At 62.6% G+C, this 24,653-nt stretch carries 19 protein-coding genes; 7 read left to right on the forward strand and 12 right to left on the reverse strand.

Features of this window, described 5'->3' with window-relative positions; all coding sequences use genetic code 11:
* Positions 1-31 precede the first annotated feature (31 nt).
* The 5 genes from LNV23_RS16580 (at position 32) to LNV23_RS16600 (ending at position 6,773) form a co-directional block, all read left to right on the forward strand.
* Complete coding sequence (locus LNV23_RS16580) at positions 32-367, forward strand: serine O-acetyltransferase (RefSeq protein WP_263563996.1); 336 nt, start codon at positions 32-34, stop codon at positions 365-367.
* Positions 368-395: 28 nt separating this feature from the next.
* Positions 396-1,601, forward strand: a complete 1,206-nt coding sequence (locus LNV23_RS16585) for a glycosyltransferase (protein WP_263564107.1) — start codon at positions 396-398, stop codon at positions 1,599-1,601.
* Positions 1,602-1,663: 62 nt separating this feature from the next.
* Complete coding sequence (asnB, locus tag LNV23_RS16590) at positions 1,664-3,532, forward strand: asparagine synthase (glutamine-hydrolyzing) (RefSeq protein ID WP_263563997.1); 1,869 nt, start codon at positions 1,664-1,666, stop codon at positions 3,530-3,532.
* 104 nt (positions 3,533-3,636) lie between these two features.
* Positions 3,637-4,767 (forward strand): glycosyltransferase family 4 protein, encoded by a 1,131-nt coding sequence (locus LNV23_RS16595; RefSeq protein ID WP_263563998.1) that lies wholly within the window; start codon positions 3,637-3,639, stop codon positions 4,765-4,767.
* Positions 4,764-6,773: an alginate lyase family protein gene (locus LNV23_RS16600; protein WP_263563999.1), complete on the forward strand. Its 2,010-nt coding sequence runs from the start codon at positions 4,764-4,766 to the stop codon at positions 6,771-6,773. Before LNV23_RS16595 ends, LNV23_RS16600 begins: the two co-directional genes overlap by 4 nt.
* A 90-nt stretch (positions 6,774-6,863) precedes the next feature.
* On the opposite strand, the gene LNV23_RS16605 is transcribed toward LNV23_RS16600, so the two are convergent.
* From LNV23_RS16605 to wecB, 3 genes are all read right to left on the reverse strand, one after another.
* A complete protein-coding gene (locus LNV23_RS16605; RefSeq protein WP_263564000.1) occupies positions 6,864-9,365 on the reverse strand; it encodes a heparinase II/III domain-containing protein in 2,502 nt (833 codons plus the stop codon).
* Between the two features lie 217 nt (positions 9,366-9,582).
* The gene (locus tag LNV23_RS16610) at positions 9,583-10,323 is read right to left on the reverse strand and encodes a WecB/TagA/CpsF family glycosyltransferase (protein ID WP_263564001.1); all 741 of its coding nucleotides are present in this window, start codon (positions 10,321-10,323) and stop codon (positions 9,583-9,585) included.
* A gap of 122 nt (positions 10,324-10,445) precedes the next feature.
* Complete coding sequence (wecB, locus tag LNV23_RS16615; RefSeq protein WP_263564002.1) at positions 10,446-11,564, reverse strand: non-hydrolyzing UDP-N-acetylglucosamine 2-epimerase; 1,119 nt, start codon at positions 11,562-11,564, stop codon at positions 10,446-10,448.
* A gap of 308 nt (positions 11,565-11,872) precedes the next feature.
* On the opposite strand from wecB, the gene LNV23_RS16620 reads away from it, so the two are divergent.
* Both LNV23_RS16620 and LNV23_RS16625 read left to right on the forward strand, forming a co-directional pair.
* Complete coding sequence (locus LNV23_RS16620) at positions 11,873-12,880, forward strand: NAD-dependent epimerase (RefSeq protein WP_263519992.1); 1,008 nt, start codon at positions 11,873-11,875, stop codon at positions 12,878-12,880.
* A gap of 201 nt (positions 12,881-13,081) precedes the next feature.
* Complete coding sequence (locus tag LNV23_RS16625; RefSeq protein ID WP_263564003.1) at positions 13,082-14,419, forward strand: UDP-glucose dehydrogenase family protein; 1,338 nt, start codon at positions 13,082-13,084, stop codon at positions 14,417-14,419.
* Between the two features lie 63 nt (positions 14,420-14,482).
* Here LNV23_RS16625 and rfbC read toward each other — a convergent pair whose 3' ends face one another.
* From rfbC to LNV23_RS16670, 9 genes are all read right to left on the reverse strand, one after another.
* Positions 14,483-15,034 (reverse strand): dTDP-4-dehydrorhamnose 3,5-epimerase, encoded by a 552-nt coding sequence (gene rfbC / locus LNV23_RS16630; RefSeq protein WP_263564004.1) that lies wholly within the window; start codon positions 15,032-15,034, stop codon positions 14,483-14,485.
* Positions 15,034-15,921: a glucose-1-phosphate thymidylyltransferase RfbA gene (rfbA, locus tag LNV23_RS16635; protein WP_263564005.1), complete on the reverse strand. Its 888-nt coding sequence runs from the start codon at positions 15,919-15,921 to the stop codon at positions 15,034-15,036. Before rfbA ends, rfbC begins: the two co-directional genes overlap by 1 nt.
* Before the next feature lie 49 nt (positions 15,922-15,970).
* Complete coding sequence (gene rfbD, locus LNV23_RS16640; protein ID WP_263564006.1) at positions 15,971-16,855, reverse strand: dTDP-4-dehydrorhamnose reductase; 885 nt, start codon at positions 16,853-16,855, stop codon at positions 15,971-15,973.
* Position 16,856: 1 nt separating this feature from the next.
* Positions 16,857-17,915: a dTDP-glucose 4,6-dehydratase gene (rfbB, locus tag LNV23_RS16645; protein ID WP_263564007.1), complete on the reverse strand. Its 1,059-nt coding sequence runs from the start codon at positions 17,913-17,915 to the stop codon at positions 16,857-16,859.
* A gap of 34 nt (positions 17,916-17,949) precedes the next feature.
* A complete protein-coding gene (locus LNV23_RS16650) occupies positions 17,950-19,230 on the reverse strand; it encodes a nucleotide sugar dehydrogenase (RefSeq protein ID WP_263564008.1) in 1,281 nt (426 codons plus the stop codon).
* 52 nt (positions 19,231-19,282) lie between these two features.
* Positions 19,283-20,722, reverse strand: coding sequence for a mannose-1-phosphate guanylyltransferase/mannose-6-phosphate isomerase (locus LNV23_RS16655; RefSeq protein ID WP_263564009.1), 1,440 nt, complete (start codon positions 20,720-20,722; stop codon positions 19,283-19,285).
* A gap of 14 nt (positions 20,723-20,736) precedes the next feature.
* Positions 20,737-21,759, reverse strand: coding sequence for a UDP-glucose 4-epimerase GalE (gene galE, locus LNV23_RS16660; protein ID WP_263564010.1), 1,023 nt, complete (start codon positions 21,757-21,759; stop codon positions 20,737-20,739).
* A gap of 11 nt (positions 21,760-21,770) precedes the next feature.
* The gene (locus tag LNV23_RS16665) at positions 21,771-23,018 is read right to left on the reverse strand and encodes a porin family protein (RefSeq protein ID WP_263564011.1); all 1,248 of its coding nucleotides are present in this window, start codon (positions 23,016-23,018) and stop codon (positions 21,771-21,773) included.
* A 92-nt stretch (positions 23,019-23,110) separates the two neighbouring features.
* Positions 23,111-24,499 carry an undecaprenyl-phosphate glucose phosphotransferase gene (locus tag LNV23_RS16670; RefSeq protein WP_263564012.1) on the reverse strand — a complete coding sequence of 463 codons (1,389 nt, stop codon included), beginning with the start codon at positions 24,497-24,499 and terminating at the stop codon, positions 23,111-23,113.
* Positions 24,500-24,653: the final 154 nt, after the last annotated feature.

Here is a 24,653-nt window from a genome sequence, read left to right on the forward strand (position 1 = left end):
TCCCCGGTTGCTCTATATTTTCAATAGGGTCGTGTTTTCCATTGCTTTGCCCCCCACTGTTGCGGTCGGAAAGAATGTTTTGTTTGGGTATAGCGGTTTGGGCATCGTGGTGCATGCACGAGTTTTCATTGGTAGCAACGTCAAGATTTCTCAGAATGTGACTTTGGGCGGGCGTTCCGGCTATCTCGAGGTGCCCATCATTGAGGATGACGTCGATATCGGCGCCGGTGCTTGTGTGCTCGGACCGGTAAGGATTGGGCGTGGCGCAAAAATTGGAGCCAATGCCGTGGTGTTGAAGGATGTTCCTGCGGGCGCCGTTGCCGTCGGTGTGCCAGCGCGAATCTTGACCAGCGTTCAGGACAATTGAATTGGCAGCCCAGAGAATTCTGTTCTTGATGTACGACTACTTGCCGGCCTTCCGGCCAGATGTCACTGTCTTGTTTGGCAAAGAGTTGCCCAAGCTTGGTATCGAGTCTGATCTGCTTGGGCAGTTGGCCAGTGGCTGCAGCGCGGCAGAAGCGCAGGCTTGGTCCGGTGGCCATGTATATCTGCACGGATGTGAACGTAAGGGTATCTTGGGATATTTGCTTCGCCCATTCTCTGATTTGGCTTTGCTTTGGAAAATTCAGTCCGAGCATCGCTTGATCCAGGTTCGAGACAAAGTTAGAACCGGTTTTATCGCTTGGATTATGGCCCGTTTGAGCGGACGGAAAATGGTGTATTGGATGTCCTTCCCCTTTGTCGAGGGTTTCCGATTGCGCCATCGGGAAATTGGTCGAAGCCACGGTATGTTGGTTTGGCTGGTAAACGGTATTCGTGCTGCTTTTGCTCGGCATGTTTACTATGATTTTCTTGCTGGCAGAGTCGATCATTTATTTGTTCAAAGCGATGCGATGCTGGAGTTCATGGCGGGGAAAGGTGTTGCGCGAGAATGCATGACCTCTGTTCCCATGGGTGTGGACGTGGAGGTGTTTTCTCAAGTTCAAGCCCCCTTGGCAATACCCAAGCCCTTGGTGCAGCGGCGCGTCATTGCCTATCTGGGTACCTTGGGGAAATCAAGGCAGAGTGATTTTCTTCTGGCGGTACTGAAGTTGGTCCGGGAGCAGGAACCTTCAGTGCTCTTGCTGATGGCAGGGGATGGAGCCAGCGCGGATGAGCAGGCTTGGATACGGTCTCAAATCCAGCAGGAAAATCTCGAGGCTCATGTTTGTTTGACCGGCTGGCAAACGCAAGCTGAAATTCTCTCGTTGATCAAGTGCGCCGAAATTGGCCTTTCGCCAATCCCGCGCAACGAGCTCTTTGATGTGTCGTCTCCAACCAAGGCTGTCGAGTATCTGGCGCTGGGCATCCCCTGTGTGGGCAATGACATCCCCGACCAAAAGTATGTGATTGAAGCCAGTGGCGGCGGGGTTTGTGTCCCGATGGAGGCGCGCTTGTTTGCAGATGCCTGCCTGCAGTTGTTGCGCGAGCCTGATGCAGCGGCCGCTGCGGGCGCACGCGGGCGAGCTTGGGTGAAAGACCACCGTTCCTACGAAGCGATTGCTGCCAGTGTTGCTGCGGTGTACCGCGGTTTGCTTGCCGATAAAAAGTCTGCCACTTGAGCGCGGCGGTGGCCTTCTGATGGCGTGGCCCAGCCTGTGAAGAATGAAGAGGGAGTGAAACCATGTGCGGTGTGACGGGTCTGGTGTTCAAGACCGGCGGGGAGGTCCGAGCGGAAGCGGCATTGCACGCCTTGCGCCGGCGTGGGCCGGATGCTTCGGGGGCGGTGCTCAGTGAGCTGGGTACCCAATCGGTGTGGTTGGGCCATACGCGCCTGGCGATTCAGGATTTGACCGAAGCCGGTGCGCAGCCCATGGTCAGCGTGGACCGTCGGTGGGTGCTGACCTTCAATGGCGAGATTTACAACCACCAGGACTTGCGCGCTGAGTTGTCCCGCAGCTGGCGCGGTCACTCAGACACCGAGACGCTGGTCGAGGCGATCAGTCAATGGGGTGTTGAGGCCACGGTGAAGCGCTTGAACGGCATCTTTGCCTTTGCCGTGCTGGACCAAATGAAGCGCGAGCTGCACTTGGTTCGAGACCCCTTTGGCGTGAAGCCGCTTTACTTTGCCCAGACGCCCAAAGGATTTGGTTTTGCATCGGAGATTCGCAGCCTGTGTGCGGTGACAGAGCAGCGCTTTGGGGTCGATGCAGAGTCGCTGGCCACATTCTTGAGCTTGCGCTTCGTTCCCTCGCCTCATACTTTGTTGGCCGGGGTGCAGCGGCTGCCGCCGGGGCATATCCATTGCGTGCCGGTGGACGGTGGCGCCACGTCGGTCACCCGTTATATCGAGCCCAGTTCAGAACGATTTGCGGGCGGGCTGGAGGAGGCGGCAGCTGCCTATCAAGTGGGCGTGGCTCAAGCGGTCAAGCGACAGATGCTGTCGGATGTGCCGGTCGGCGTCTTGTTGTCGGGCGGTATTGACTCGGCCTTGGTCGCTGCGATGGCGGCCGATGCGGGCGTTCAGGCGCCGTGTTTTACCGTGGGCTACAAAGAGGACAGCGCGGACTGCGAAATTGGCGATGCTGCCCACACCGCCCAGGTTCTGGGGCTGCCCCATCACGTCGTGAAGTTGGACCATGAGGACCTGTGGCAGGCTTTTGAGCTTGCGGTCAGCGCCACGGAAGAGCCCTTGGTCACCACCTCAGCCTTGCCCATGTGGTACCTGTGCCAACGGGCCCGGGAGGATGTGACGGTGGTGCTGACGGGGCAGGGCAGCGATGAGTTGCTGGGAGGCTATCGTCGCTACCAGGGTGAGCTGCTGAGAGACATTCCAATGTTCAAGACGCTGGTCAGCGTTGCCCGCCCCTTGCTCGAACGCCTGCCCGGTGTGCCCCCTGCCGTGCTCCGGAGTGCGCAGTCTGCGGCGATCGCGCGAGTCGACGAACGCTTCGAAAACGAGTACTGCGTGTTCAACGCAGCAGCGCGTGGGCGCTTGATCGGCCAGACTGGTTCGGGCCGCGCGCTGAGTTCGATTCAGACCTGGCTGGACTGGTCGGCTGCGGGGCGACCCTTGAGCGCCGTGGAGCAAATGATGTCCATCGATGTGCGTATGGGCCTGGCCGACGACCTGCTCCTGTACGGCGACAAGGTCAGCATGGCGCACAGCCTGGAGGCGCGGGTGCCGCTGCTGGATACCGAACTGGTTCACTTCGTGGAGTCTCTGCCTGCAGCCTTCAAGCTGTCATTGGGCAAAACCAAAATCATTCACAAGCAGATGGCGCACAACTATCTGCCCAAAGAGATCGTGAACCGCCCCAAGCGCGGTTTTCAGGTGCCGGTGGCCAGCATGCTTCGCCAGGAATGGAAGGACAGGTGCCATGCACTGCTGTTCCAGGATCCGGCCTTGGCGGGATTGGGTTTTGAACTGGGCGAAGTGGCGCGGGTGTGGGACGAGCACCAGCGCGGCTTCCGCGACCGCAGCCGGGAGCTGTTTGCTTTGCTGGGTTTGGCCGTGTGGCGCCGGCAAATGGCCGATGTCATTGCCGCTTGAGGCTTGCCATGGCTGCCATGGAAGCGGGGCGTTTTCACTGTTTGGCATGTGCGGCGCTCACGGCACTTGCGCCTGCCAGGCCCTTGGATGTAGGTCGATAAAAGATGAGCAAACAACAGATCTGGATGCTGGCCACGGCGCCTGAGGGCAAGGGTGGCATCGCGACTGTCATTCGGCAGTATCAGCAAGCCGGGCTGTTCGACAACGGGGCCATGCGCTTGTTGGTCAGCCATCACGACCGCTCGAAGTGGGGCCGGGTGCTGCCGTTTTTGCGCGCGTGCTGGACCTTGTGGCTGGCGCTTTGCCTGGGCCGAGTTTCCTTGGTTCATGCCCACAGCTCTCATGGGGGCAGTTTCTGGCGCAAGCTGATCTTGCTGGTCCCTGCGTTCGTGCTGCGCGTGCCTGTGGTCGTTCACCTGCATGGCAGTGACTTCGAATCGTTCCATGCCGACGGCAGCCCTTGGCGCCAAAGCTGCATTCGTTTCATGCTTCGCCGCTCCTTCCGTGTTCTCGCCTTGTCGACCGAATGGCGCCAATGGGTCTTGCGGGTGGAGCCGAATGCGCGGGTGGACGTCTTGTTCAATTCTTTGTCCTCAGCCACGGAGCAAGGCGCCGATGCGCCGGTTCTGGGCGCTGTGCCGACTGCACTGTTTCTCGGCCGAATCGGCGACCGCAAGGGCACCTTCGATCTGCTGCAGGCTTTCGCGCGAGTCTTGGAGCGCCTGCCTGAGGCCCGGCTCGTGATCGGCGGCGACGGGGAGGTGGACAAGCTGCATGCCGAGGTGGCTCGGCTCGGATTGGCGGCCTCGGTTGAGTTCGCGGGTTGGGTGAATACCGAGCGCAAGGAGCAGTTGTTCCAACAGGCCTGGCTGTTCGCTCTGCCCTCGTATCACGAGGGCTTGCCCATGGCCATCTTGGAGGCCATGGCGAGGTCGCGGGCGGTCGTGTCGTGCCCGATTGGCGGTATTGCCGAAGCGGTGCAAACGGAGCTCACCGGGCTTTTGCTCAGCCCTGGCGACATCCCCGGCCTGGCCCAGGCTTTGCTGACCATTCTGGGTGACCGGCTATGTGCGGAACGCATGGGAGCCGAAGGCCGGAAGGCGTTTCTCGCCAAGTTCTCTCACCAAGCCAATCTGCCCAAATTGCTGGCCCTGTACAGGCAGGCTGGTTTGCGCGATGTGCCTGAACTCAGCGCCTCATCCGATCATTCGGCCTTGGCGGAATCCAAAGCATGAAGTTGCCCAGTGCCGAGCGTTTGCGTTGGCTGACGCGACGCCTCAGCCGCATCAGCGTGGTGGAGATTCCCTATCGGGTGGGCAGCTTTGTGCGCACGGCTGCGCAGTCGCGAGGTTTCTGGGACGCGCGCCAGCCGCCGCCGCTGCTGGCCAAGCCAGGCTTCGGTGCTGCCTGGGTCTGGGCCCCCGCCTTGAGCGAGGCCGATGGCCGCGATCTAGAGGCAGACGCCGAGACCTTGCTGGCGCGTGGCCCGCGCATTTTTGGCCTGGACCTTGATTTCAGCGCTGCCGCCCCGGACTGGAATGCCGACCCCAGAACCGGCCACCCGGTGCCTTTGGATTTCGGCCTGAGCATTGATTTCCGCCACATGGCCGGCGATATCGACATCAAGTTCTTGTGGGAGCTGAACCGCCACCTCTGGTGGGTGCGCCTGGCACAGGCTTACGCGCACACGGGCCACAGCAAGTACCTGCAGGCCCTGGGTCAACATCTGGCGCGCTGGCTTGAAGCCTGCCCGTATCCCTTGGGGCCGAACTGGTCATCGCCGGTGGAGCAGGGCATTCGCTTGATCAATTGGAGCCTGGTCTGGCATCTGATTGGCGGCGCCAACTCCGCCTTGTTCGAGGGTAGTCAGGGCCAGGCATTGCGGCAGAACTGGTTGTGCAGCATCTACCAGCACATGCGCTTTGCCAGTGACAACTACTCCTTTCACTCTTCAGGGAACAACCATTTGCTGGGCGAAGCGGCGGGCGTCTTCGTTGCCGCGTGCACCTGGGACTGCTGGCCGGCAAGCCAAGCGCTGCGCAGCTCGGCGCAGGCAATCCTCGAGCGCGAGGCGCAGAAGCAGTTCAGTTCGGATGGTGTCAACTGGGAACAAGCCACGGAGTACCACGGCTTCGCCTTGCAGTTTTTGCTGGCAGCAGGACTTGCCGGGCGAGCCGCTGGTCATGACTTCTCTGCTGCGTATTGGCAACGTGTCGAGTCCGCCATGGTGTTCATCGCCGCCCAGATGGATTGCCAAGGCTGCATGCCCGGTTTTGGAGATTCAGATGACGGCGAGGTCTTTCGCCTCGGCTACGGCAAGGGCACGGCCGACCAGTGCTTGTTGGCTGTCGGAGCCACTTTGTTTCAGCGTGGAGACCTGCAAGCGAAGGCCTACGCGGTGAACCCTGCCGCAGACAAGGCGGTGCCTTGGCTGACTCGGCAAGCCCCGCCGCCGACCGCTCCCGATCGACTGAGCGAGCTGCCACGTCATTTTCCGGAAGGCGGTTTGATGCTGATGGGCTCCAACCTGCACCGAGGTGACGAGGTCCGAGTCAGCTTCGACTGCGGCCCATTGGGCTGTCTGGGCATTGCAGGCCATGGCCATGCCGATGCCTTGTCGGTGTTGCTCGGCGTTGCTGGTGAAGCTTTGCTGCTGGACTCCGGCACCTATTGCTACAACTCAGCGCCACAGTGGCGGAAGTTTTTCCGAGGCACGTCGGCCCACAACACCTTGCGTGTGGATGGTGAAGACCAGTCCATTTACGGCGCCAGCTTTCTTTGGCTTCAAGACGTCAACACGCGCATTCATGCATTCAGTGAAGATGGTGCCGTGATCCACGCCAGCCATGACGGTTACACGCGCTTGAAGGACCCCGTGCACCACCACCGCCGCCTCAGCTGGAATGCCGAGGCCGGCTGCCTGACGGTCGAAGACTGGTTGGAGTGCCAGCAGACCCATGGCGTGGAGCTGTTCTGGCACGGAACGCCGGACGGTCAGATGCAGTGGGACGGCGCGGCGCAGCGCGGCACACTCGCGGCATTGAGAAATCAGTTGCAGCTGGAGCTCAGTGGCGCCGAACTCCAGGGCCGGGTGAGCTGCGGTGTCGAAACCGATCAGGAGTTGCAGGGCTGGGCGTCCCATGCCTTCTACGAAAAGCACCCCGCGCCGGTGCTCACGGTCGCAGCTCAGCTCAAGCCCGGTCAGGTCTTGCGTACAGTTCTGACGGTTCGACCTCGGTGAGCCTGCACCGGTATCGGTGCCCGTAGGTCAAGATTGCGGTGTTGTTGCATCGCGGGCCGGCTTCATGGCAAAGCGGGCCCGCGAGCCCCGTCATGGGGGCAGTTGCGTGGAGCGCTTGTCGAAGCTGATGACCTGATTGCCCAGAACCACGGCAATGCGGGTGCCTTGCTGACTCACCTGCACGGGCGTGACCTTGCAGCCGTCGCGCAGGACGGTGAGGTGCGCCAGTTCGGTGCTCGGGGCCAAGGCGGTGAAGCGCGCATGGCCTTGAGCTGGCATGGGCGTTTCGGGCGGCACGTCCCAGGCCATGGTCTGCGTGAAGCTGGTGGCCGGGCCATGGCGATCCAGGCACACGGAAGCCGCACCATTGCTGGTCTTGACGGTGCTCGCATCGGCGACAAAGGCATTGGGCGAGTGGAAGTTCAGCTCCCATTGCCTGGCCTTGCTGCTGGTGGCCCAGTCGTAAATCAAGGTGACGCCACTGGCGCGATCCATCACCACGCTACGCACGGCATTGCTGAGCTGAGGGACCCAGACGCCAGTACTCGGGTTGATCGCGCGGTAGGCCAGGGCGGCATCACCGGTCACAGCTGAGAGCGCGCCGCGTGTCTCGTGGTAAATGATGTCGCCCCTGGCATCCATGCTATGCGCCGGATTCGATGGCTTCAGGGCGCCAGCCACACTTTCGCTTTGTCCAAAACCGCCGTCATACGTCAACGCGTTCTTGTAGCGCGTGGCCCGTGTGACTGATTTGTGGTGCGGAGAGTTGTAGTACGGGTAATAGCCCGCGCTGATCAACAGCGGCTTGCCTTGTGAGACGTAGACGACGGAATTTTGGTCCGCATGAGAGTGGTTGAACGCTCCAAAGCGGCTGGACCGGAAGAACAGGCTGGTGCGTGCGGACAACTTGGCATCGACATGCAAGGCGGCCAGACCGGCATCGCGGGAAACCCAGCTGTTCTGTGTCGGCGGCAGGGCGGCAGGCATGGGGCGGTCATCGGCGCCGAGCAGCAGCAGCTGCCAGATCACCGCGTCGTTGGGGCTGCTGACATTGCCCGGCTTCACTCTCCAATACCAAGCGTCCTGGGCATTGCGTGTCATTTGCGCATGCAGGCGGTAGTAGCTGGCGGTGTAGTTGGCGTAGAGATCCTGGGTTTCGGTCTCGTCGCCAAAGGCACTGGGCTGCAACAGATTCGGCGCCGTGAACGCCATCATTTGCTCGCCAGATCTGCGCATGTACTCCAGCTGATAGACATCGACGCCGGTGATGGCCCGCACGGAGGCTGAGTAGGGGATGGCCCCCAAGGCTGCGTACCAACCGTAGGCGATGCCATTGCCGAAGCTGCCGTCCACCTCGCCCCAGATACCCAGAGTGAAGCGACTGAGATCCCAGTTTTTGGCCAGCAAGCCCTGGGCCTCTGGGAAACCGGGCAGCCCAACTGCCAGCAGCAAGGCTTGGTTGATCCAACGAACGTTTTCAATGCCGTGCGATTCGTAGGGTTCTTTGTCGAGATAGCTGAGAGCAGAGGTGGCCTGCATCACGCGAGCGCGCAGCGCGGCCGTCACAAGCGATCTTTCGGTGGCGCTGAGCTCTTGCCACAGCATGTCAAGACCTTGTGCCAGTGCCAGATAGACTTCGCGGTTCGTCTGATCGCTGGAACTTTCACTGCTGAGGCCCGTGGGCGGCCATGCCGCGAGATTGAGCAGGCGCAGCTTGCTGGCAGCGAGCATGGCGGTGTTGCCGTCCAAACGACCGATCAATGTGAGCCGCTCCATATACTCGCGCTCCGCCCGCGCCGCTTGGCGCATGGTCCGCTCGTTGACCACCGCGTTCAAACCGGACGCGCTTTGGGATGAGACGGGGGCAGCAGGCAGGGCTTGCGTGAGCGCAAATCTTGCGCCTGCTCGCAGGGTGTTCAGTACCGGTAAGTTGTCACCGTTTTGAGCTGCTTGTGCGATCTTGGCATAGCTGCTGCCGCTGGGGAGCACCCTAGGCCGTGCCTTACCGGCGGCCACAATTGCAATGGCTTGACCGTCGGGCAGGGCTGCGGTGGTGGCGCTTGTTGCAGTGGCTGACAGTCCTTTGCTCAAGGCATTGGTGGGCTCGACGATTGAGAACCGCCGCCATTGGGTGCTCACTCGCGCGCCCTGCGTGTTGGTGTAGCTGACCGCCCATTCATAGTTGCCTGGGCTCAATGCTGCCTCGATTGGAAATCGAGGGGCGGTGATGTCGGATCGGTTGAGGAGCACGGTGCCGCCACCGCGCAGCCGGACCACCAGGGTCCAGGGTGTTGTGAGTTGTCGGTCGCCCGCCTCGCCCCAGGAGAACAGCGGAGTGCTGCTCAGGCTGGCGCAATCGAGAGGCGAAATGCGCCGCATATGGGATGGTGTTTGTTCCAGCCAATCAGCCGGCAGGGGTGTGCAGGCATCTCCACTGGCGGGGATCAAGCCGGCAGCCGGAGGGTCGACTTTCAACAGCTCTTGCTCTGGATTTCGCACCTGCGGTTGCTGGCAGGCCGCCAGACACAGCATCAGCGATAGCGTCGCGCTGGCGCGGCTCAGGGAAGACAAGCGGGTGGTGGGAGTGGCCATGATGGGTACTACCTAGCACTGAAGTGCGGCGGGCGATCGGCAACCGCCAAAGCGCGCCACTGCAGCAGGGGCGCGCGCCGGAACATCAATTGTGCAGGCTGACGGTCGATTTGGCTGTGCGCTGAGCCGGCATTAATCGCTGGAAAAGCGCTCCATGTTCAGGCTTGGCCGGGTTTCTGAACCAAGCAACAGGCCCAGCGGCCCTCGGCGCAGATCCTCAGCGGGCGCGCCATTCCTTCACCATCAGACCCAGAAATGCCATGTCCTCGATGAAATAACGTCGGAACATGCGGCGCGGTTCCTGCAGAAAGCGGTAGAACCACTCGAGACCGGACTTCTGCATCCAGACCGGGGCCCGCTTGACCTTGCCGGCGGCCACATCGAAGGTGCCGCCGACGCCCATGGCGAAAGGGATCTTCATGCGAGCCTGGTAGGCGCCCAGGAACTGCTCTTTTTTGGGCGAACTGATGGCCACAAAGAGCAGGTCGGCGCGGGCTGCCGCGATTTGATCGACGACGCCGCTTTCTTCCTCGGGCTTCCAATAGCCGTTGCGGTAGCCGGCAAAGACCAGCTCAGGGAAGCGGGCCTGGTAGAGCTGATGCACGCGGGAGACGATCTCTTCCTTGGCGCCGAGCAGGTAGACGCGCCAGCCCTTGCTGGCCGCCCGGGCCATCAACGCTTCGAACAGGTCGACACCGGCCACCCGTTCCTTCAAGGGCTTGCCCAGCAGGCGGGATGCCCAGACGACAGGCATGCCGTCGGCATTGATGAGCGCGCAGTCGTTGATGATTTGACGCAACTCGGGGTCATTTTGTGCCTTGACCAGCTTGTCGACATTGACGACCACATGCTGATGCGGCCGGCCACTGGCGATGAAGCCCTCGACGGTCTGCAAGGTCTCTTCCATGGACAGATTGTCGATGGTGCAGCCCATCATCTGGATGCGGGGGCGGTTCATGGGTGGGCGGCTTTCGGCAGTCAGATCGGGCGAGGAGGGCGGGGCCAGGCCGGCGATTCTAGGCGTCCGACATGACAGTTCTGACGCGCTTTCAGAGTGTTACGCCGGCCCTTTTGCGAGGTTCAGGCGCCGAGCCGGCTCGCCAGGATGTCGACGATGCGTTCGGCCGACTTGCCATCCCACAGGGCCGGGCGGCGGCCGTGCTTGCCACCGTTCTTCAGAGTGTCCAGCGCCAGGGGGATGATGACGGCGGGGTCAGTGCCGGCCAGGACATTGCTGCCCTCGTCCACGGTGATGGGGCGCTCGGTGTTCTCACGCATGGTGATACAGGGCACGCCCAGGGCGGTGGTTTCCTCTTGGAGGCCGCCGCTGTCGGTCAGCACCAGCGCAGCATCCTTCCACAGATGCAGGAAGGACATGTACGCCTGCGGGCCCATCAGGGTGACGTTGGCGCCCAGTTGCAGGCCGAACTTTTCGATATTGGAGCGGGTGCGCGGATGCACCGGGAAGACCAGGGGGATCTCGGCCGAAACGGTGCGCAAGACGCTGGCAATGCGCTCCAGGGCTTCGGCGCTGTCGACATTGCTGGGGCGGTGCAGGGTGACCACACCGTAGCGCGCATGCTGGCGCTTATAGGCATCGCTTTCCAGAACCGAGGTGTCCTGGGTCTTGAGCTTCTCGGCCTGGAACAGGACGTTGTCCACCATCACATGGCCGACGTCGTAGACGGTGCTCATGTCCTTGCCTTCACGCTGCAGATGCTGGGTGCCGCTGGGCTCGGTGACGAAGTACCAGTCGCTGATGGCGTCGGTGACCAGGCGGTTGATCTCCTCGGGCATGGACATATCGCCGCTGCGCAGGCCGGCTTCGACGTGCGCAACCGGGATGCCGGCTTTCTTGGCGACGATGGAGCAGGCCAGGGTCGAGTTGACATCGCCGACGACCAGGCAGGCGGCCGGCTTCTCTGCTGCGCACAGGCTCTCATAGGCCAGCATGATCTTGCCGGTTTGGTCGGCGTGGGTACCGCCTCCGCAACCCAGGCGCACATCGGGCGTGGGGATGCCGAGTTCCTCGAAGAAGACATCGTTCATGTCGCGGTCGTAGTGCTGGCCGGTGTGAATGATCTTCCAGGCCAGGCGGCCGTCGGCCTGCAGAGCGCGCACGATGGGCGCGATCTTCATGAAATTGGGGCGGGCGCCGGCAATCAGGTGGATGCAGGGCAGTGCGGGGCTGGTGGTCATGGGATGGCGTCTCGCTGGAGATGTGTGGCCAGACGGTCGTTGCCTCAGGGTGCGACCGGGTTTGGCAAGTGCGGGCGATTCTAGGCGCAGCTCGTGACCGGTCCGCGCACTGCTGGGGCCGCTCTGGACTTGGACTCCCTGACATGGGTGGTGATGGTGATTTTTGCCGCTGCTGCGCTGGGGCTGTTGCGGAACCGAGGGCGCTTGTCAGCGAGAATGCGCGCAGCAAACCGGGCGCCCATTGCGGTTGAGGGCACGGTAGGGCCGAAGCGTGCCGCTTCGGCTTGGCCCCTGAACCAGGAGATTCTGTGAAAGTACTCGTCACCGGCGCGGCCGGCTTCATCGGCATGCATGTCAGCCAGATCCTCCTGGCGCGTGGCGACCAAGTGGTCGGCCTGGACAATCTCAACGACTACTACGACCCCCAGCTCAAGCACAACCGTCTGGCGCGCTTGACGCCCAAGCCCGGCTTCGAGTTCGTGCAGATGGATGTGGCCGACCGGCCCGGCATCGAAAAACTGTTCAAGGACCACAAGTTCGACCGCGTCGTCCACCTGGCCGCTCAGGCCGGTGTGCGCTATTCGATCGAGAACCCGCACGCCTATATCGACAGCAATATCGTCGGTTTCACCAACATCCTGGAAGGCTGCCGCCACAACGGGGTGCAGCATCTGGCTTACGCCTCCAGCTCGAGCGTTTATGGCGGCAACACCTTGATGCCCTTCTCGGAGCACCACAGCGTTGACCATCCGGTCAGCCTGTATGCCGCGACCAAGAAGGCCAATGAGCTGATGGCTCACACCTACAGCCATTTGTTCCGCCTGCCGACCACGGGCCTGCGCTTCTTCACCGTCTACGGCCCTTGGGGCCGGCCGGACATGGCCTTGTTCCTGTTCACCAAGGCCATCATCGAAGGCAAGCCCATCAATGTCTTCAATCACGGTCAGATGATTCGTGACTTCACCTATGTGGACGACATTGCCGAAGGCGTGGTGCGCGTGCTGGACCGCGCGGCCACACCCGAGCCTGGCTATGACTCGGACAAGAGCGACCCGGCGCATTCGAACGCGCCGTACCGCATCTTCAATATTGGCAACCATGCACCGATTCAGCTGATGGCCTTCATCGAGGCGATCGAAAAGGCGGTCGGGCGCGAGGCGATCAAGAACTTCATGCCTCTGCAGGACGGCGATGTGCCGGCCACCCATGCCGACGTCGAAGAGCTGGCCGCCTGGACCCAGTTCCGCCCGGCCATGCCGGTCCCGGACGGTGTGACCAAGTTCGTTGCTTGGTACCGCGACTACTACAAGGTCTGATCCGGGGACCTGCCGGCCTGAGTGCTGAGCAGCGCCGCGCCGAGAACGCCAGCCCGCCCGCTTCACTGCCGGCGGGCTTTTTTCTGATCCTCCGCCAAACGGCTCATCAGACCTTCATATTCAGCGGTTAAAAACTGGCCTTGGCGCTACGCTCTGTCTGCGACGCTTGGACTTGCTCTTACTGCACAAGAAAGCCACTGAATGAAAGTCACCGCCATCGGCACCGGTTATGTGGGTCTGGTCACGGGCGCCTGCCTGGCCGAGATGGGCAACCATGTGGTCTGCCTGGATGTGAACGCAGAAAAGATCCGCATCCTCAATGAGGGGCAGATCCCCATCCATGAACCCGGGCTGCTGGAGATCGTGCGCCGCAATGTGGCGGCCGGCCGCCTGCAGTTCACCACCGATGCAGATCTGGCCGTCAATCACGGCACCATCATGTTCATTGGTGTGGGCACGCCGCCTGATGAAGACGGCTCGGCCGACCTGCAGTATGTGCTGGCGGCGGCCCGCTCGATCGGCCAGCGCATGACTGATTACAAGGTCATCGTCGACAAGAGCACGGTGCCGGTGGGCACGGCCGACCGGGTGCGAGCGGCCGTGGCGGAAGAGTTGGCCAAGCGCGGCTCAACGCTCAATTTCTCGGTCGTCTCCAATCCGGAATTCCTGAAAGAGGGCGCGGCGGTCGAGGACTTCATGAAGCCCGACCGCATCATCGTCGGCTCCGACGACGAGCAGGCCACGCTCTTCATGCGTGCGCTGTACTCGCCCTTCACCCGCAACCATGACCGCATGATCGTCATGGACCTGCGCAGCGCCGAGTTCACCAAGTACGCCGCCAATGCCATGCTGGCCACCCGCATCAGCTTCATGAATGAGCTGGCGCTGCTGGCCGAGCGAGTTGGTGCTGACATCGAGTTGGTGCGCCGCGGCATCGGCTCGGATCCGCGCATCGGCTACAGCTTTCTCTATGCCGGCGCTGGCTACGGCGGTTCCTGCTTTCCCAAGGATGTCAAAGCCCTGATCCGCGCCGCTGAAGGCGAGGGCATCCCGCTGCGCGTGCTGACGGCGGTCGAGGCGGCCAACGAACGCCAGAAGCTCTTGCTGGTGGACAAGGTGGTGGAGCGCTTTGGCGCCGATCTGGCGGGCCGTCATTTCGCGCTCTGGGGCCTGGCTTTCAAACCCAATACCGACGATATGCGCGAGGCACCGGCCCTGGTGATCGTGCAGGAGTTGTTGAAGCGCGGCGCCACGCTGGCCGCCTACGACCCGGTCGCCATGCCCGAAGCTCAGCGCTTGCTGGGTCATCTGGACGGCCTGCGTTTCTGCGACAGCGCCGAGTCTGCCCTGGGCGACGCAGATGCTTTGCTCTTGGTGACCGAGTGGAAGGAATTCCGTACGCCTGATTTCGACGGCATCAAGAGCGCGCTGAAGCAGCCGGTGGTCTTCGACGGCCGCAATCAGTGGGAGCCCGCTTTGATGCAGGCCATGGGTCTGGAGCATCACGGCATTGGCCGGGGTGGCCGGCCCATGCACTGAAGGTTGAGTGCGCGGTCTGAAGCGATGTCGGGTAAGCGTGAGACCCGCTCTTGAAGCCTCGGCTCAGTCGAAGTGCTTGGCGTCCTTCAACAGCGGCGCCTTCAAGTCTTTCTCCGCCAGCAAGGGAGCCAGCCCCAAGTCCGGCCATTCGATGCCGATCTCCGGGTCGTCCCAGCGCACCGAACCCTCGGCCTGCGGCGCGTAGGTGTCGGTGGTCTTGTAAAGGAAGTCGGCGGTCTCGCTCAGCACCAGGAAACCATGGGCAAAGCCAGGCGGGACCCAGAGCTGGCGATGGTTGTCCGCGCTCAGTTCGACACCTGCCCAGCGGCCGAAATGGGGACTGGAGCGACGTAGATCCACCGCGACATCGAAAACTGCACCGGATACACAGCGCACCAGTTTGCCCTGGGCATGCGGTGTCAGCTGGTAGTGCAGGCCTCGCAGCACACCGCGGCTCGAGCGCGAGTGGTTGTCCTGCACAAAGCGCACGGGCTGGCCCACGGCTTCATTGAAGACTTTTTCGCTCCAGCTTTCGGTGAAAAAACCGCGCGCATCACCGAAGACACGCGGTTCGATGATCAGGACGTCGGGCAGGGAAGTGGCGGTGATCTTCATCAGAATGATTGTTCGGTGAGCAGTTTCTGCAGGTACTGGCCATAACCGTTTTTGGCCAGGGGTTGGGCCAGGGCGGCCAGTTGTTCGGCCGAGATCCAGCCCGACCGAAAGGCGATCTCTTCCGGGCAGGCCACCTTCAGGCCCTGGCGTTTCTCCAGCGTGGCAATGAACTGACCGGCTTCCAGCAGGCTGTCATGCGTGCCTGTGTCCAGCCAGGCGTAGCCGCGGCCCATGATTTCCACCTGCAACTGGTTTTGGCGCAGGTACTGGGCGTTGACATCGGTGATTTCAAGCTCGCCGCGGGGGCTGGGTTTGATGGCTGCGGCGATGTCGCAGACCTGCTCGTCATAGAAGTACAAACCGGTCACCGCGTAATTGCTTTTCGGCGCCTTGGGCTTTTCTTCGATCGACAAGGCCTTTTGCTGCCCGTCGAACTCGACCACGCCGTAGCGCTCCGGGTCGGTCACGTGGTAAGCGAACACCGTCGCGCCGGTGTTGGTGTGATTGGCGTGGTTCAGCAGGCCCTGGAAGTCGTGGCCGTAGAAGATGTTGTCGCCGAGCACCAGGGCGCTGGGTGCGCCGTCGATGAAGTCGCGGCCGAGGATGAAGGCTTGGGCCAAGCCGTCCGGGCTGGGTTGCACGCAGTAGCTGATGTTCAGGCCCCAGCGCCTGCCGTCACCCAGCAAGGCCTCGAAGCGCGGAATGTCCTGCGGCGTGCTGATCAACAGGATGTCGCGGATGCCCGCCAGCATCAAGGTGCTCAGCGGGTAGTACACCATGGGCTTGTCGTAGACCGGCAGCAGCTGCTTGCTCATGGCCAGGGTGGCGGGATGCAGGCGTGTGCCGGAGCCTCCGGCGAGGATGATGCCTTTGCGGGTCTTGCTCATTGCGGCTCCTTGGGCCCTGGCGCGCTTGGGCGGCCCGGCCACTGAGGGTTTAGAGGATCTCGGCCAGCATGCGGTCGACGCCCTGCTGCCAGTGGGGCAGGCGAAGACCGAAGGCTTGCTGGAGTTTGTCTGTGGCCAGACGCGAATTCAAGGGGCGGCGTGCCGGCGTCGGGTAGGCCGAGGTCGGAATGGCCAGCACCTGTTCGGCGGCGACCCTTAGGCTTGTGCCTCGGGCGCGCGCGAACTCGATCACGTGGCAGGCATAGGCGTGCCAGCTGGTCGCACCGGCGGCGACCGCGTGATAGGTGCCTGCCAAGCTTGGATCGCTCAAGGTCGCGCGGGCCATGTGGGCGCACAAGTCGGCCAGCAGGTCGGCCCCGGTGGGTGCGCCGATCTGGTCAGAGATCACGCTCAGCTGCTCACGTTCGGCGGCCAGGCGCAACATGGTCTTGGCAAAGTTGCCGCCCCGTGCCGCATAGACCCAGCTGGTGCGCAGGATCAGGTGTTGGCAGCCGCTGGCGCGGATGGCCTCTTCACCGGCCAACTTGCTGGCGCCATAGACGCTCAGCGGCGCCGTCGCAGCCGTTTCGTCACGGGCCTGTTCGCCGCTGCCATCGAAGACGTAATCGGTGCTGTAGTGCACGAGCAGCGCGCCAAGGCGCGCGGCTTCCTCGGCCAGCAGTCCGGGCGCTGTGGCATTGATTTGCTGCGCTGTGCTGCTGTCGCTCTCGGCCTTGTCCACGGCCGTGTAGGCAGCCGCATTGACGATCAGCTGTGGTGCGATGCGCCGCACGGTGGCGCTCAGAGCCGCGCTGTCCGCCAGGTCGCCGCCGTCATGGCGATCCAGGGCAATCAGCTCGCCCAAGGGGCTGAGCGCGCGTTGCAACTCCCAGCCGACTTGGCCGTTCTTGCCCAACAGGAGAATGCGTGTCAACTCAAGCTCCGTACTGCTGCGAGACCCAGTCTCGATAGGCGCCGCTTTGCACTCGCGCGATCCATTCGGGGTGGTCGAGATACCACTGAACCGTCTTGCGAATGCCGCTGGCAAAGGTCTCCGCCGGACGCCAGCCCAGTTCACGCTCGATCTTGCGAGCGTCAATGGCATAACGCCGATCGTGGCCGGGGCGGTCCTTGACGTAGGTGATCAGGCGGCTGTATGGGCCGGCCGAATCCGGGCGCAGCTCGTCCAGCAGGGCACAGACGGTCTTGACGATGTCGATATTCGCCATCTCGTTCCAACCGCCGATGTTGTAGGTCTCGCCCAGTCGGCCGCCGGCCAGCACGGCGCGAATGGCCGCAGCATGGTCGGTGACATAGAGCCAGTCGCGGATCTGCTGACCGTCGCCGTACACCGGCAGCGGCTTGCCGGCCAGGGCGTTGACGATCATCAGCGGGATCAGCTTCTCGGGGAAGTGATAGGGGCCGTAGTTATTGCTGCAGTTGGTGGTCAGCACCGGCAGGCCGTAGGTGTGGTGCCAGGCGCGCACCAGATGGTCGCTGGCGGCCTTGCTGGCCGAGTAAGGACTGTTGGGTTCGTAGGTCTTGGTCTCGGCGAAAGCCGGGTCCTGGGGCGCCAGCGAACCATAGACCTCATCGGTCGAGACATGGTGAAAGCGGAACGCCGCTTTGGCCGCGTCATCGAGGCCGGACCAATACTGGCGGCTGGCCTCCAGCAAGGTGTAGGTGCCCTCGATATTGGTGCGCATGAAGGCGCCGGGGCCGCTGATCGAGCGGTCGACATGGCTTTCGGCCGCGAAATGGACCAGCGCGCGCGGCCGGTGTTCGCTCAGCAAGCGATCGACCAGGGCGCGGTCACAGATGTCGCCCTGCACAAAGACATGGCGCGTGTCACCCTGCAGGCTGGCCAGGTTTTCCAGATTGCCGGCGTAGCTCAGCAGATCGAGGTTGACGACGGTCTCTTCGCTCTGGGCCAGCCAGTCGAGCACGAAATTGCTGCCGATGAAACCGGCACCGCCGGTGACGAGTATGGTCATTGCTTGTTCCTTCTCTGGGTCTGCTGTGAGAGTTTCACAGGCGCCAGACGCGCAATCCAGCCGCTTCCAACGAGGCTTGGTCGAACGAAGCCTTGACGTCGATGAAGGCGCCGCCTGGAATCAGCTTGGCCGTCAGGTCGGCCACACTCAGCTGCTTGTAGCTTTTGTGCGCCACGGCTGCGACGATGGCATCGGCACGCGGCAACTCGGCCCAGCTGACCGGGCGTACGCCGTACTCATGCACCGCCTCTTCGACGTCAGCATCTGGGTCGGTGACGATCACGTCCACGCCGTAGCTTTGCAGTTCGCGGATGATGTCGATGACCTTGGAGTTGCGCAGGTCGGCGCAGTCTTCCTTGAAGGTCAGACCGAGCACATTGACGCGGGCGCCCTTGATGGCGCTGCCGCTGGCGATCATCTGCTTGATGGTCTGCTCAGCAATGAACTTGCCCATGCCGTCATTGATGCGGCGGCCGGCCAGGATGACCTGCGGGTGGTAGCCCAGCATATCGGCCTTGTGGGTCAGATAGTAGGGGTCGACGCCGATGCAGTGGCCACCGACCAGGCCCGGCTTGAACTTCAGGAAGTTCCACTTGGTGCCCGCGGCTTCCAGCACCTCGGAGGTGTCGATGCCGATCTTGTCGAAGATGATGGACAACTCGTTCATCAGTGCGATGTTCAGGTCGCGCTGGGTGTTCTCGATTACTTTGGCCGCCTCGGCCACCTTGATGCTGGCGGCGCGGTGCACGCCCGGCTTGATGATGCGCTCATAGACCTTGGCCACGGTGTCCAGGGTGGCGGGGGTGTCGCCGGAGACGATCTTCAGAATCTTGGTCAGCGTGTGCTCTTTGTCACCTGGGTTGATGCGCTCGGGGCTGTAGCCGACAAAGAAGTCCTGCTTCCACTTCAAACCCGACTCGCGCTCCAGCACAGGGATGCAGACTTCTTCGGTGGCGCCCGGGTAGACCGTGCTCTCGTACACGACGATGGCGCCTTTCTTCATGTGGCGGCCGACGCTGGTGCTGGAGCCGATCAGGGGCTTGAAGTCAGGGATGTGGGCCTCGTCCACGGGTGTGGGCACGGCGACGATGATGACATCGGCTTCGGCCAGACAGGCCGGGTCGTGGCTGTACTCGGCGTGTATGGCGAGGGCCATGTCGGCGTCCTCCAACTCACGCGAGGGGTCGGTGCCGGCCTGACATTTGGCGACCTTGTCTTTGGCAATGTCGAAACCGATGGTGCGGCTGTGCTTGCCGAATTCCACGACCAGGGGCAAGCCCACATAGCCCAACCCGACGACGGCAATGATGCTCATGATGATTGCTTGGAAAAATGGATGAAATATTGCAATTGCAGCGGACGGTCAGTCACTGACGGCCGTAGGTGTCTTCAAAGCGGACGATGTCATCCTCGCCCAAATAGGCGCCGGACTGTACCTCAATGATTTCCAGCGGCACCCGGCCGGGGTTGGCCAGGCGGTGCGTCTGACCCAGCGGGATGTAGGTGCTCTGGTTCTCGCTGAGCAGCAAGACCTTGTCGCCATTGGTGATTTCCGCCGTGCCGGAGACCACGATCCAGTGTTCGGCGCGATGGTGGTGCATCTGCAGGCTCAGCGAAGCGCCGGGCTTGACCATGATGCGTTTGACCTGGAAGCGCTCGCCGGAATCGATGCTGTCGTACCAGCCCCAGGGGCGGTGCACCTTGCGGTGCAGGGTCTGTTCGCCGCGTTTCTCGGCGTCCAGGCGGGCCACGATTTTCTTCACTTCCTGGCTGCGCGCACGGTCGCTGACCAGAACCGCGTCCGGCGTTTCCACCACCACGATATCGCTCAAGCCAACCACGCTGACCAAGCGGCTGGTGGCGTGGACCAGGGTGTTGTGGCTGTCGCTGATGATGGCGTCACCCTGCCAGGCATTGCCTTGGGCGTCCTTGTCGGCCACCTGCCAGACCGCCTCCCAAGCGCCGAGGTCGTTCCAGCCGGCGTCCAGGGCCAGCATGCGCAAAGGGATGTCGCTGCCGGGGCAGCGCTCCATCACCGCATAGTCCACCGACTCGCTGGGCACGGCGGCAAACTCGGACTTGCCGGGGCGAACGAACTTGGCGTCGCTCTTGCGCGCCTCCCAGGCGGTCTGCGTGGCCGCGGCGATATCGGGCCGGAAACGACCCAAGGCTTGCAGCCAGACACTGGCGCGCAAGACGAACATGCCGCTGTTCCAGTAGAAATTCCCGTCGGCCAGATAGCGCTCGGCGGTGGCCGCATCGGGTTTCTCCACAAACTGGGCCACCGCCAAGCCGGTGGCATCGGCCTCGGCCCGGATGTAGCCGTAGCCAGTTTCAGCGCGGTCGGGGGTGATGCCAAGGATGACGATGGCGCCATCGGCTGCCTGGCGAACGGCGTCCTGCAGGGAGCGGGTGAAGGCCTGTGCCTCGGTCACGGTCTGGTCGGCCGGAGTCACCACCAGCACCGGATCCTTACCATTCTGCAAGGCCTGCAGGGCCGCCAGTGTCAGGGCCGGTGCAGTGTTGCGGCCCATGGGCTCGAGCAGCACGGCTCCGGGTTCTTGCTCGGTTTCCCGCAGTTGGTCCAGGATCAGGAAGCGGTGCTCTTCATTGCCGACGATCAGGGGGGCTTGCATCTCCAGGTCGGCCGCGGCCAGCGCGCCCAAACGGGCCGCCGCTTGCTGAAACAAGCTGGTATTGCCGGCCAGCACCAGGAATTGCTTGGGGTAACCGGCGCGCGACAGCGGCCAGAGCCGGGTGCCACTGCCACCGGCCATGATGACGGGTTGAACGGGTATGCGTGTCATAGTCAATGCAGTTCTCAGGATGGCTGGAAGCCATGGGGGTTCAGGTGCTGCCAACGCCAGCTGTCCTCGCACATGCGGGCCAGGTCATGGCGAGCCTGCCAGCCCAGGCGATCACGCGCCAGCGCCGGATCGGCATAGCAGGCGGCGACATCGCCGGCGCGGCGCGGCACGATGTCATAGGGTACCGGACGGCCGCTGGCTGTTTCGTAGGCCTTGACGAGGTCCAACACGCTATAGCCCTGACCGGTGCCGAGGTTGACGGTGATGGACTCACGGCCGGCCAACAGGAAGCGCAGAGCGGCGACATGGCCCTCGGCCAAGTCCAGGACATGAATATAGTCTCGCACTCCGGTGCCGTCCGGCGTGTCGTAGTCGTCGCCGAACACCTGCAGGCGTGGCCGGCGGCCGATCGCGACCTGGGCCACATAAGGCATCAGATTGTTCGGTGTGCCTCGTGGGTCCTCGCCAATCAGTCCGCTCTCGTGGGCGCCGACCGGGTTGAAATAGCGCAGGCAGGCGGTCTGCCAGCTTGCGTCGGCTGCGCCCAGGTCGCGCAGGATCGTTTCACCCATCAGCTTGGTCGCGCCATAGGGGTTGACCGCCGAAACCGCTGCATCCTCGCGCAGGGGTAAGCGCTCGGGCACGCCGTAAACCGTAGCGCTGCTGCTGAACACGAGGCGCGAGCAGCCATGTGCTCGCATCTGCTCGCAGGTGTTGACCAGGCCGCCCAGGTTGTTGCGGTAATAGGCCAGGGGCTGCTGGGTCGACTCACCCACCGCCTTGAAGGCGGCAAAGTGGACCACCGCCTGGGGACGGTGGCGAGCGAATACCGCGGCCATGGCTACCGGGTCGCAGACATCGGCCCGCTCGAACACGGGGGGCTGGCCGCTGAGCGTGGCCAGTCGACTCAAGACCTCGGGCGAGCTGTTGCAGAAGTTGTCCACGCCAACGACCCGGTAGCCGGCCGCTTGCAGGGCCAGCCAGGTGTGGGAGGCGATATAGCCGGCGGCGCCGGTCAGAAGGATGGTGTCGGCCATGGGTATACCGCTCAATTCAAGATGATCTGTCCGTAGCAGCCGTAGCTGTCAGCCTCGAAAACATAAACGGCAATGCTGCTGTCGCGCGTACTCTTGCTGTACTGGCAGCCCAGCTGAATGCCGCGCGAGTAGGCCCAGCGAGCGCCCAGATTGAAGCTCTTGTCGCGGTCGTGGCTGCTGCTCTGCTGGTTGAGGAATTCGTCACGGCGGTCGGTCTTGCTGCTGCTGAAGCCGGCGCTCAGCGCGAGCTTGGCGCTGAGTTCGTAATTGGCCGAGAACTGCGCGCCGGTGATGATGCGGTTCTGGTCCGAACTCAGGCTGGTGCCTGCGAAATTGAAGAAGGAAGTTTCCAGGCCGGTGTCGCGGCTGAAGGAACTGCTCAAGTTCCAGCGCGCCGTGGGCTTCCAAAGCCAGCTCACTTGACCGGTTATGCCGGAGAAGTCGCGGCCTTGACCCGATTTGAGTTTGGATCGTCCGTTGCTGAGACGCCCCTCCACCGTGCTGGCGCCGCTCAGGACGACCCGGCTGGTCAGGTCCAGGTCCTTGCGCTCGAAAATGCTGGCGGTGTAGTTGCCCGTGATGGGGTTGACGAGGGTGTAGCGCGGGTATTCATCGCGCGTCAGTCGACCGGCCAATCCGACCGATAGGTCACTGCTGGGGCGGTAGTACAAACCCAGGGCGACTCGCTTTTGGTCGAACTCCAGGCGCGCGTACTCCTGCGCGGTGAAGCGTCGGCTGCGCAGGCCACCCTGTGCTTCCATCGAAATCTTGGTGGCCAAGCCCAGGCGAGTGATGAAGTCCAGTTGCTTGTTGTCTTCGATGTTTTTCTTGAAGATGGGCTGGACGCCGCTACCGATGTTGTAGTTGGCCAGAGAGCGGCTGTTGTTGACGCTGAGGCTGCCGGACAGGCGCTCCACCGTAGACCAGTCCAGTCCGGCTTTCAAGGTGTAGCCGCGATTGTTCAGGCCGCTGTTGCTTTGGTAGCGGTTGGCTTGCAGGGAGGCATCCGCGAACAGGCGTTGGCGGCCGAAGCTCTGGTCCAGTCCGGCCAGCAGGCTGGCGGTGCTCACCGTGTCGTTGTTGGCATTGCTGTTCTGCCGGTAGATATTGGAGACTCGGCTGAGGTTCAGCGCGGCGCCGATGTAGTAAGGGTTCGCATCAGCGCGTGCCGCCGTGCTGCAAGTGCCGGCAATCATGGCGGAACTGAACAGGGCGATCAGGGCGAAGGGGGCGGGAGCACGTGGCCTGAGCGGAAGCATGAGAAAGAATCCTTGGGTGGTCGCCACCGGCGCTGTCTCGAATTGAGGGCAGGCGCCGGTGCGGCGGTGTTTCTGCGTAGCGTCCAGGCGCCTCAAAAGGCGTGGCGGTCGAAGAGCATCAGGCGGGCGGTGCGCAGAATGATCTGCAGGTCCAGGGCCAGCGACCAATTGCGCAAGTACTCCAGATCGTATTCGACCCGTGCTTTCATCTTGTCGATCGTGTCGGTTTCGCCACGCAGACCGTTGACCTGGGCCCAGCCGGTGATGCCGGGTTTGACCTTGTGGCGGACCATATAGGCCTTGATCAGCTGCCGATACTCCTCGTTGTGGGCCACAGCATGGGGACGTGGACCGACGATGCTCATCTGCCCCTGCAGGACATTGACGAATTGCGGCAGCTCGTCGAGCGAGGTGCGACGAATGAAGGCGCCGAATTTGGTGACGCGCGGGTCGTCCTTGGTGGCCTGTTTGACCACCGCGCCGTTGTCCATGACACGCATGGAGCGGAACTTGTAGACCAGGATCTCTTCCCCGTCGAGGCCATTGCGGCGCTGCTTGAAGATGACCGGGCCGGGCGAGCTCAGCTTCACACCCAGGGCCACGGCAAGCAGGATGGGCGAGATCAGCACCAGAATCAGGCAGGCCAGCACGATGTCGCTGACACGTTTGATCAGTTCATTGGTGCCAGTGAAGGGGGTTTCGCAAATGCCCACAACGGGCACGCCGTTCATGTCCTGCAAGCGCCCCTGAATGATGCTGATACCGAAAACATCGGGTACGAAGAACAGGCTGGCCGTCGTGCCCTGGATCTGTTCCAGCAACTGCACGATGCGCGGCTGCGAGCCCAGGGGCAGGGTGATATAGACCTCGCGTACGCCGTGCTGGCGCACATAGTCGCTGAGTTCGCTGAGCATGCCCAGCATTTGAGTATTGGCCTCGGGGTGAAGGCGCTCGTCATGGCGGTCGTCGAAGAAACCGAGGAAATCGATGCCCTTGTCGGGACCTACGCGCAGGGCGCGGGCCACTTTGGCGCCCAGAGGGCCGGCGCCGACGATGACCGCCCCACGCCTGCTGGCGCGCACCCGCCGGCGGCGCATAAGCTCGCCGCACTTGATGGCTAGGATCTGCAGCAGCGGGGTCAGGACCACCCACCACAGCAGCACGGCGTCTTCGAAATAGCCCATGCTATTGGTCGCATAGCCGCACAGGCCGAGGATGAAGAGCAGGGCCAGCCAGGAGCCGATCACGTCAATGGCGGCGCTGATGGTGGTGTCGGCGAAGCGGTTGCGTCCGGGAAAGGTCAGGGCAAAGACCAGCAGGCACAGGGTCAGGTCTGAACGCACCACCGGTTCGCCGAAGTGGAAGTTCACTGCCAGGTAGCACAACACCACCAGGCCGGGCTCCAGAAAAGCGGCGATGAAGGACTCGATGGACTGGGGCGCGCTGTAAAACGTTCTTTTGTAACTTCTATCCTCGAACATCGTTCCTGAACTCCTTGGTGCCGGGCGGCATTGTTTTTGTTTCTTGGGTCTTGCTGACTCTCGACATGCCCGAGCGCCCCTCTCTGAGAGGAAAAAATCTGGCGCATTCTCTCTCAGTTCTATGGGGCGTCTTCTCCCCGCTTCCCCCTAGAAA

The sequence above is a fragment of the Kinneretia sp. DJ1R-11 genome (assembly GCF_025717595.1).
Lineage (GTDB): Bacteria > Pseudomonadota > Gammaproteobacteria > Burkholderiales > Burkholderiaceae_C > Paucibacter_A.

Coding starts and splice junctions, on each gene's coding strand:
- LNV23_RS16610 (WP_263564001.1), bottom strand. CDS start 10,323: ATGAACCGCCCCCGCATCCAGATGATGGGCTGCACCATCGACAATCTG.
- rfbC (WP_263564004.1), bottom strand. CDS start 15,034: ATGAAGATCACCGCCACTTCCCTGCCCGACGTCCTGATCATCGAACCG.
- LNV23_RS16605 (WP_263564000.1), bottom strand. CDS start 9,365: ATGGCCACTCCCACCACCCGCTTGTCTTCCCTGAGCCGCGCCAGCGCG.
- asnB (WP_263563997.1), top strand. CDS start 1,664: ATGTGCGGTGTGACGGGTCTGGTGTTCAAGACCGGCGGGGAGGTCCGA.
- rfbA (WP_263564005.1), bottom strand. CDS start 15,921: ATGAGCAAGACCCGCAAAGGCATCATCCTCGCCGGAGGCTCCGGCACA.
- LNV23_RS16670 (WP_263564012.1), bottom strand. CDS start 24,499: ATGTTCGAGGATAGAAGTTACAAAAGAACGTTTTACAGCGCGCCCCAG.
- LNV23_RS16625 (WP_263564003.1), top strand. CDS start 13,082: ATGAAAGTCACCGCCATCGGCACCGGTTATGTGGGTCTGGTCACGGGC.
- wecB (WP_263564002.1), bottom strand. CDS start 11,564: ATGACCACCAGCCCCGCACTGCCCTGCATCCACCTGATTGCCGGCGCC.
- rfbB (WP_263564007.1), bottom strand. CDS start 17,915: ATGACCATACTCGTCACCGGCGGTGCCGGTTTCATCGGCAGCAATTTC.
- LNV23_RS16655 (WP_263564009.1), bottom strand. CDS start 20,722: ATGACACGCATACCCGTTCAACCCGTCATCATGGCCGGTGGCAGTGGC.
- LNV23_RS16595 (WP_263563998.1), top strand. CDS start 3,637: ATGAGCAAACAACAGATCTGGATGCTGGCCACGGCGCCTGAGGGCAAG.
- LNV23_RS16665 (WP_263564011.1), bottom strand. CDS start 23,018: ATGCTTCCGCTCAGGCCACGTGCTCCCGCCCCCTTCGCCCTGATCGCC.
- LNV23_RS16585 (WP_263564107.1), top strand. CDS start 396: ATGTACGACTACTTGCCGGCCTTCCGGCCAGATGTCACTGTCTTGTTT.
- LNV23_RS16650 (WP_263564008.1), bottom strand. CDS start 19,230: ATGAGCATCATTGCCGTCGTCGGGTTGGGCTATGTGGGCTTGCCCCTG.
- galE (WP_263564010.1), bottom strand. CDS start 21,759: ATGGCCGACACCATCCTTCTGACCGGCGCCGCCGGCTATATCGCCTCC.
- LNV23_RS16600 (WP_263563999.1), top strand. CDS start 4,764: ATGAAGTTGCCCAGTGCCGAGCGTTTGCGTTGGCTGACGCGACGCCTC.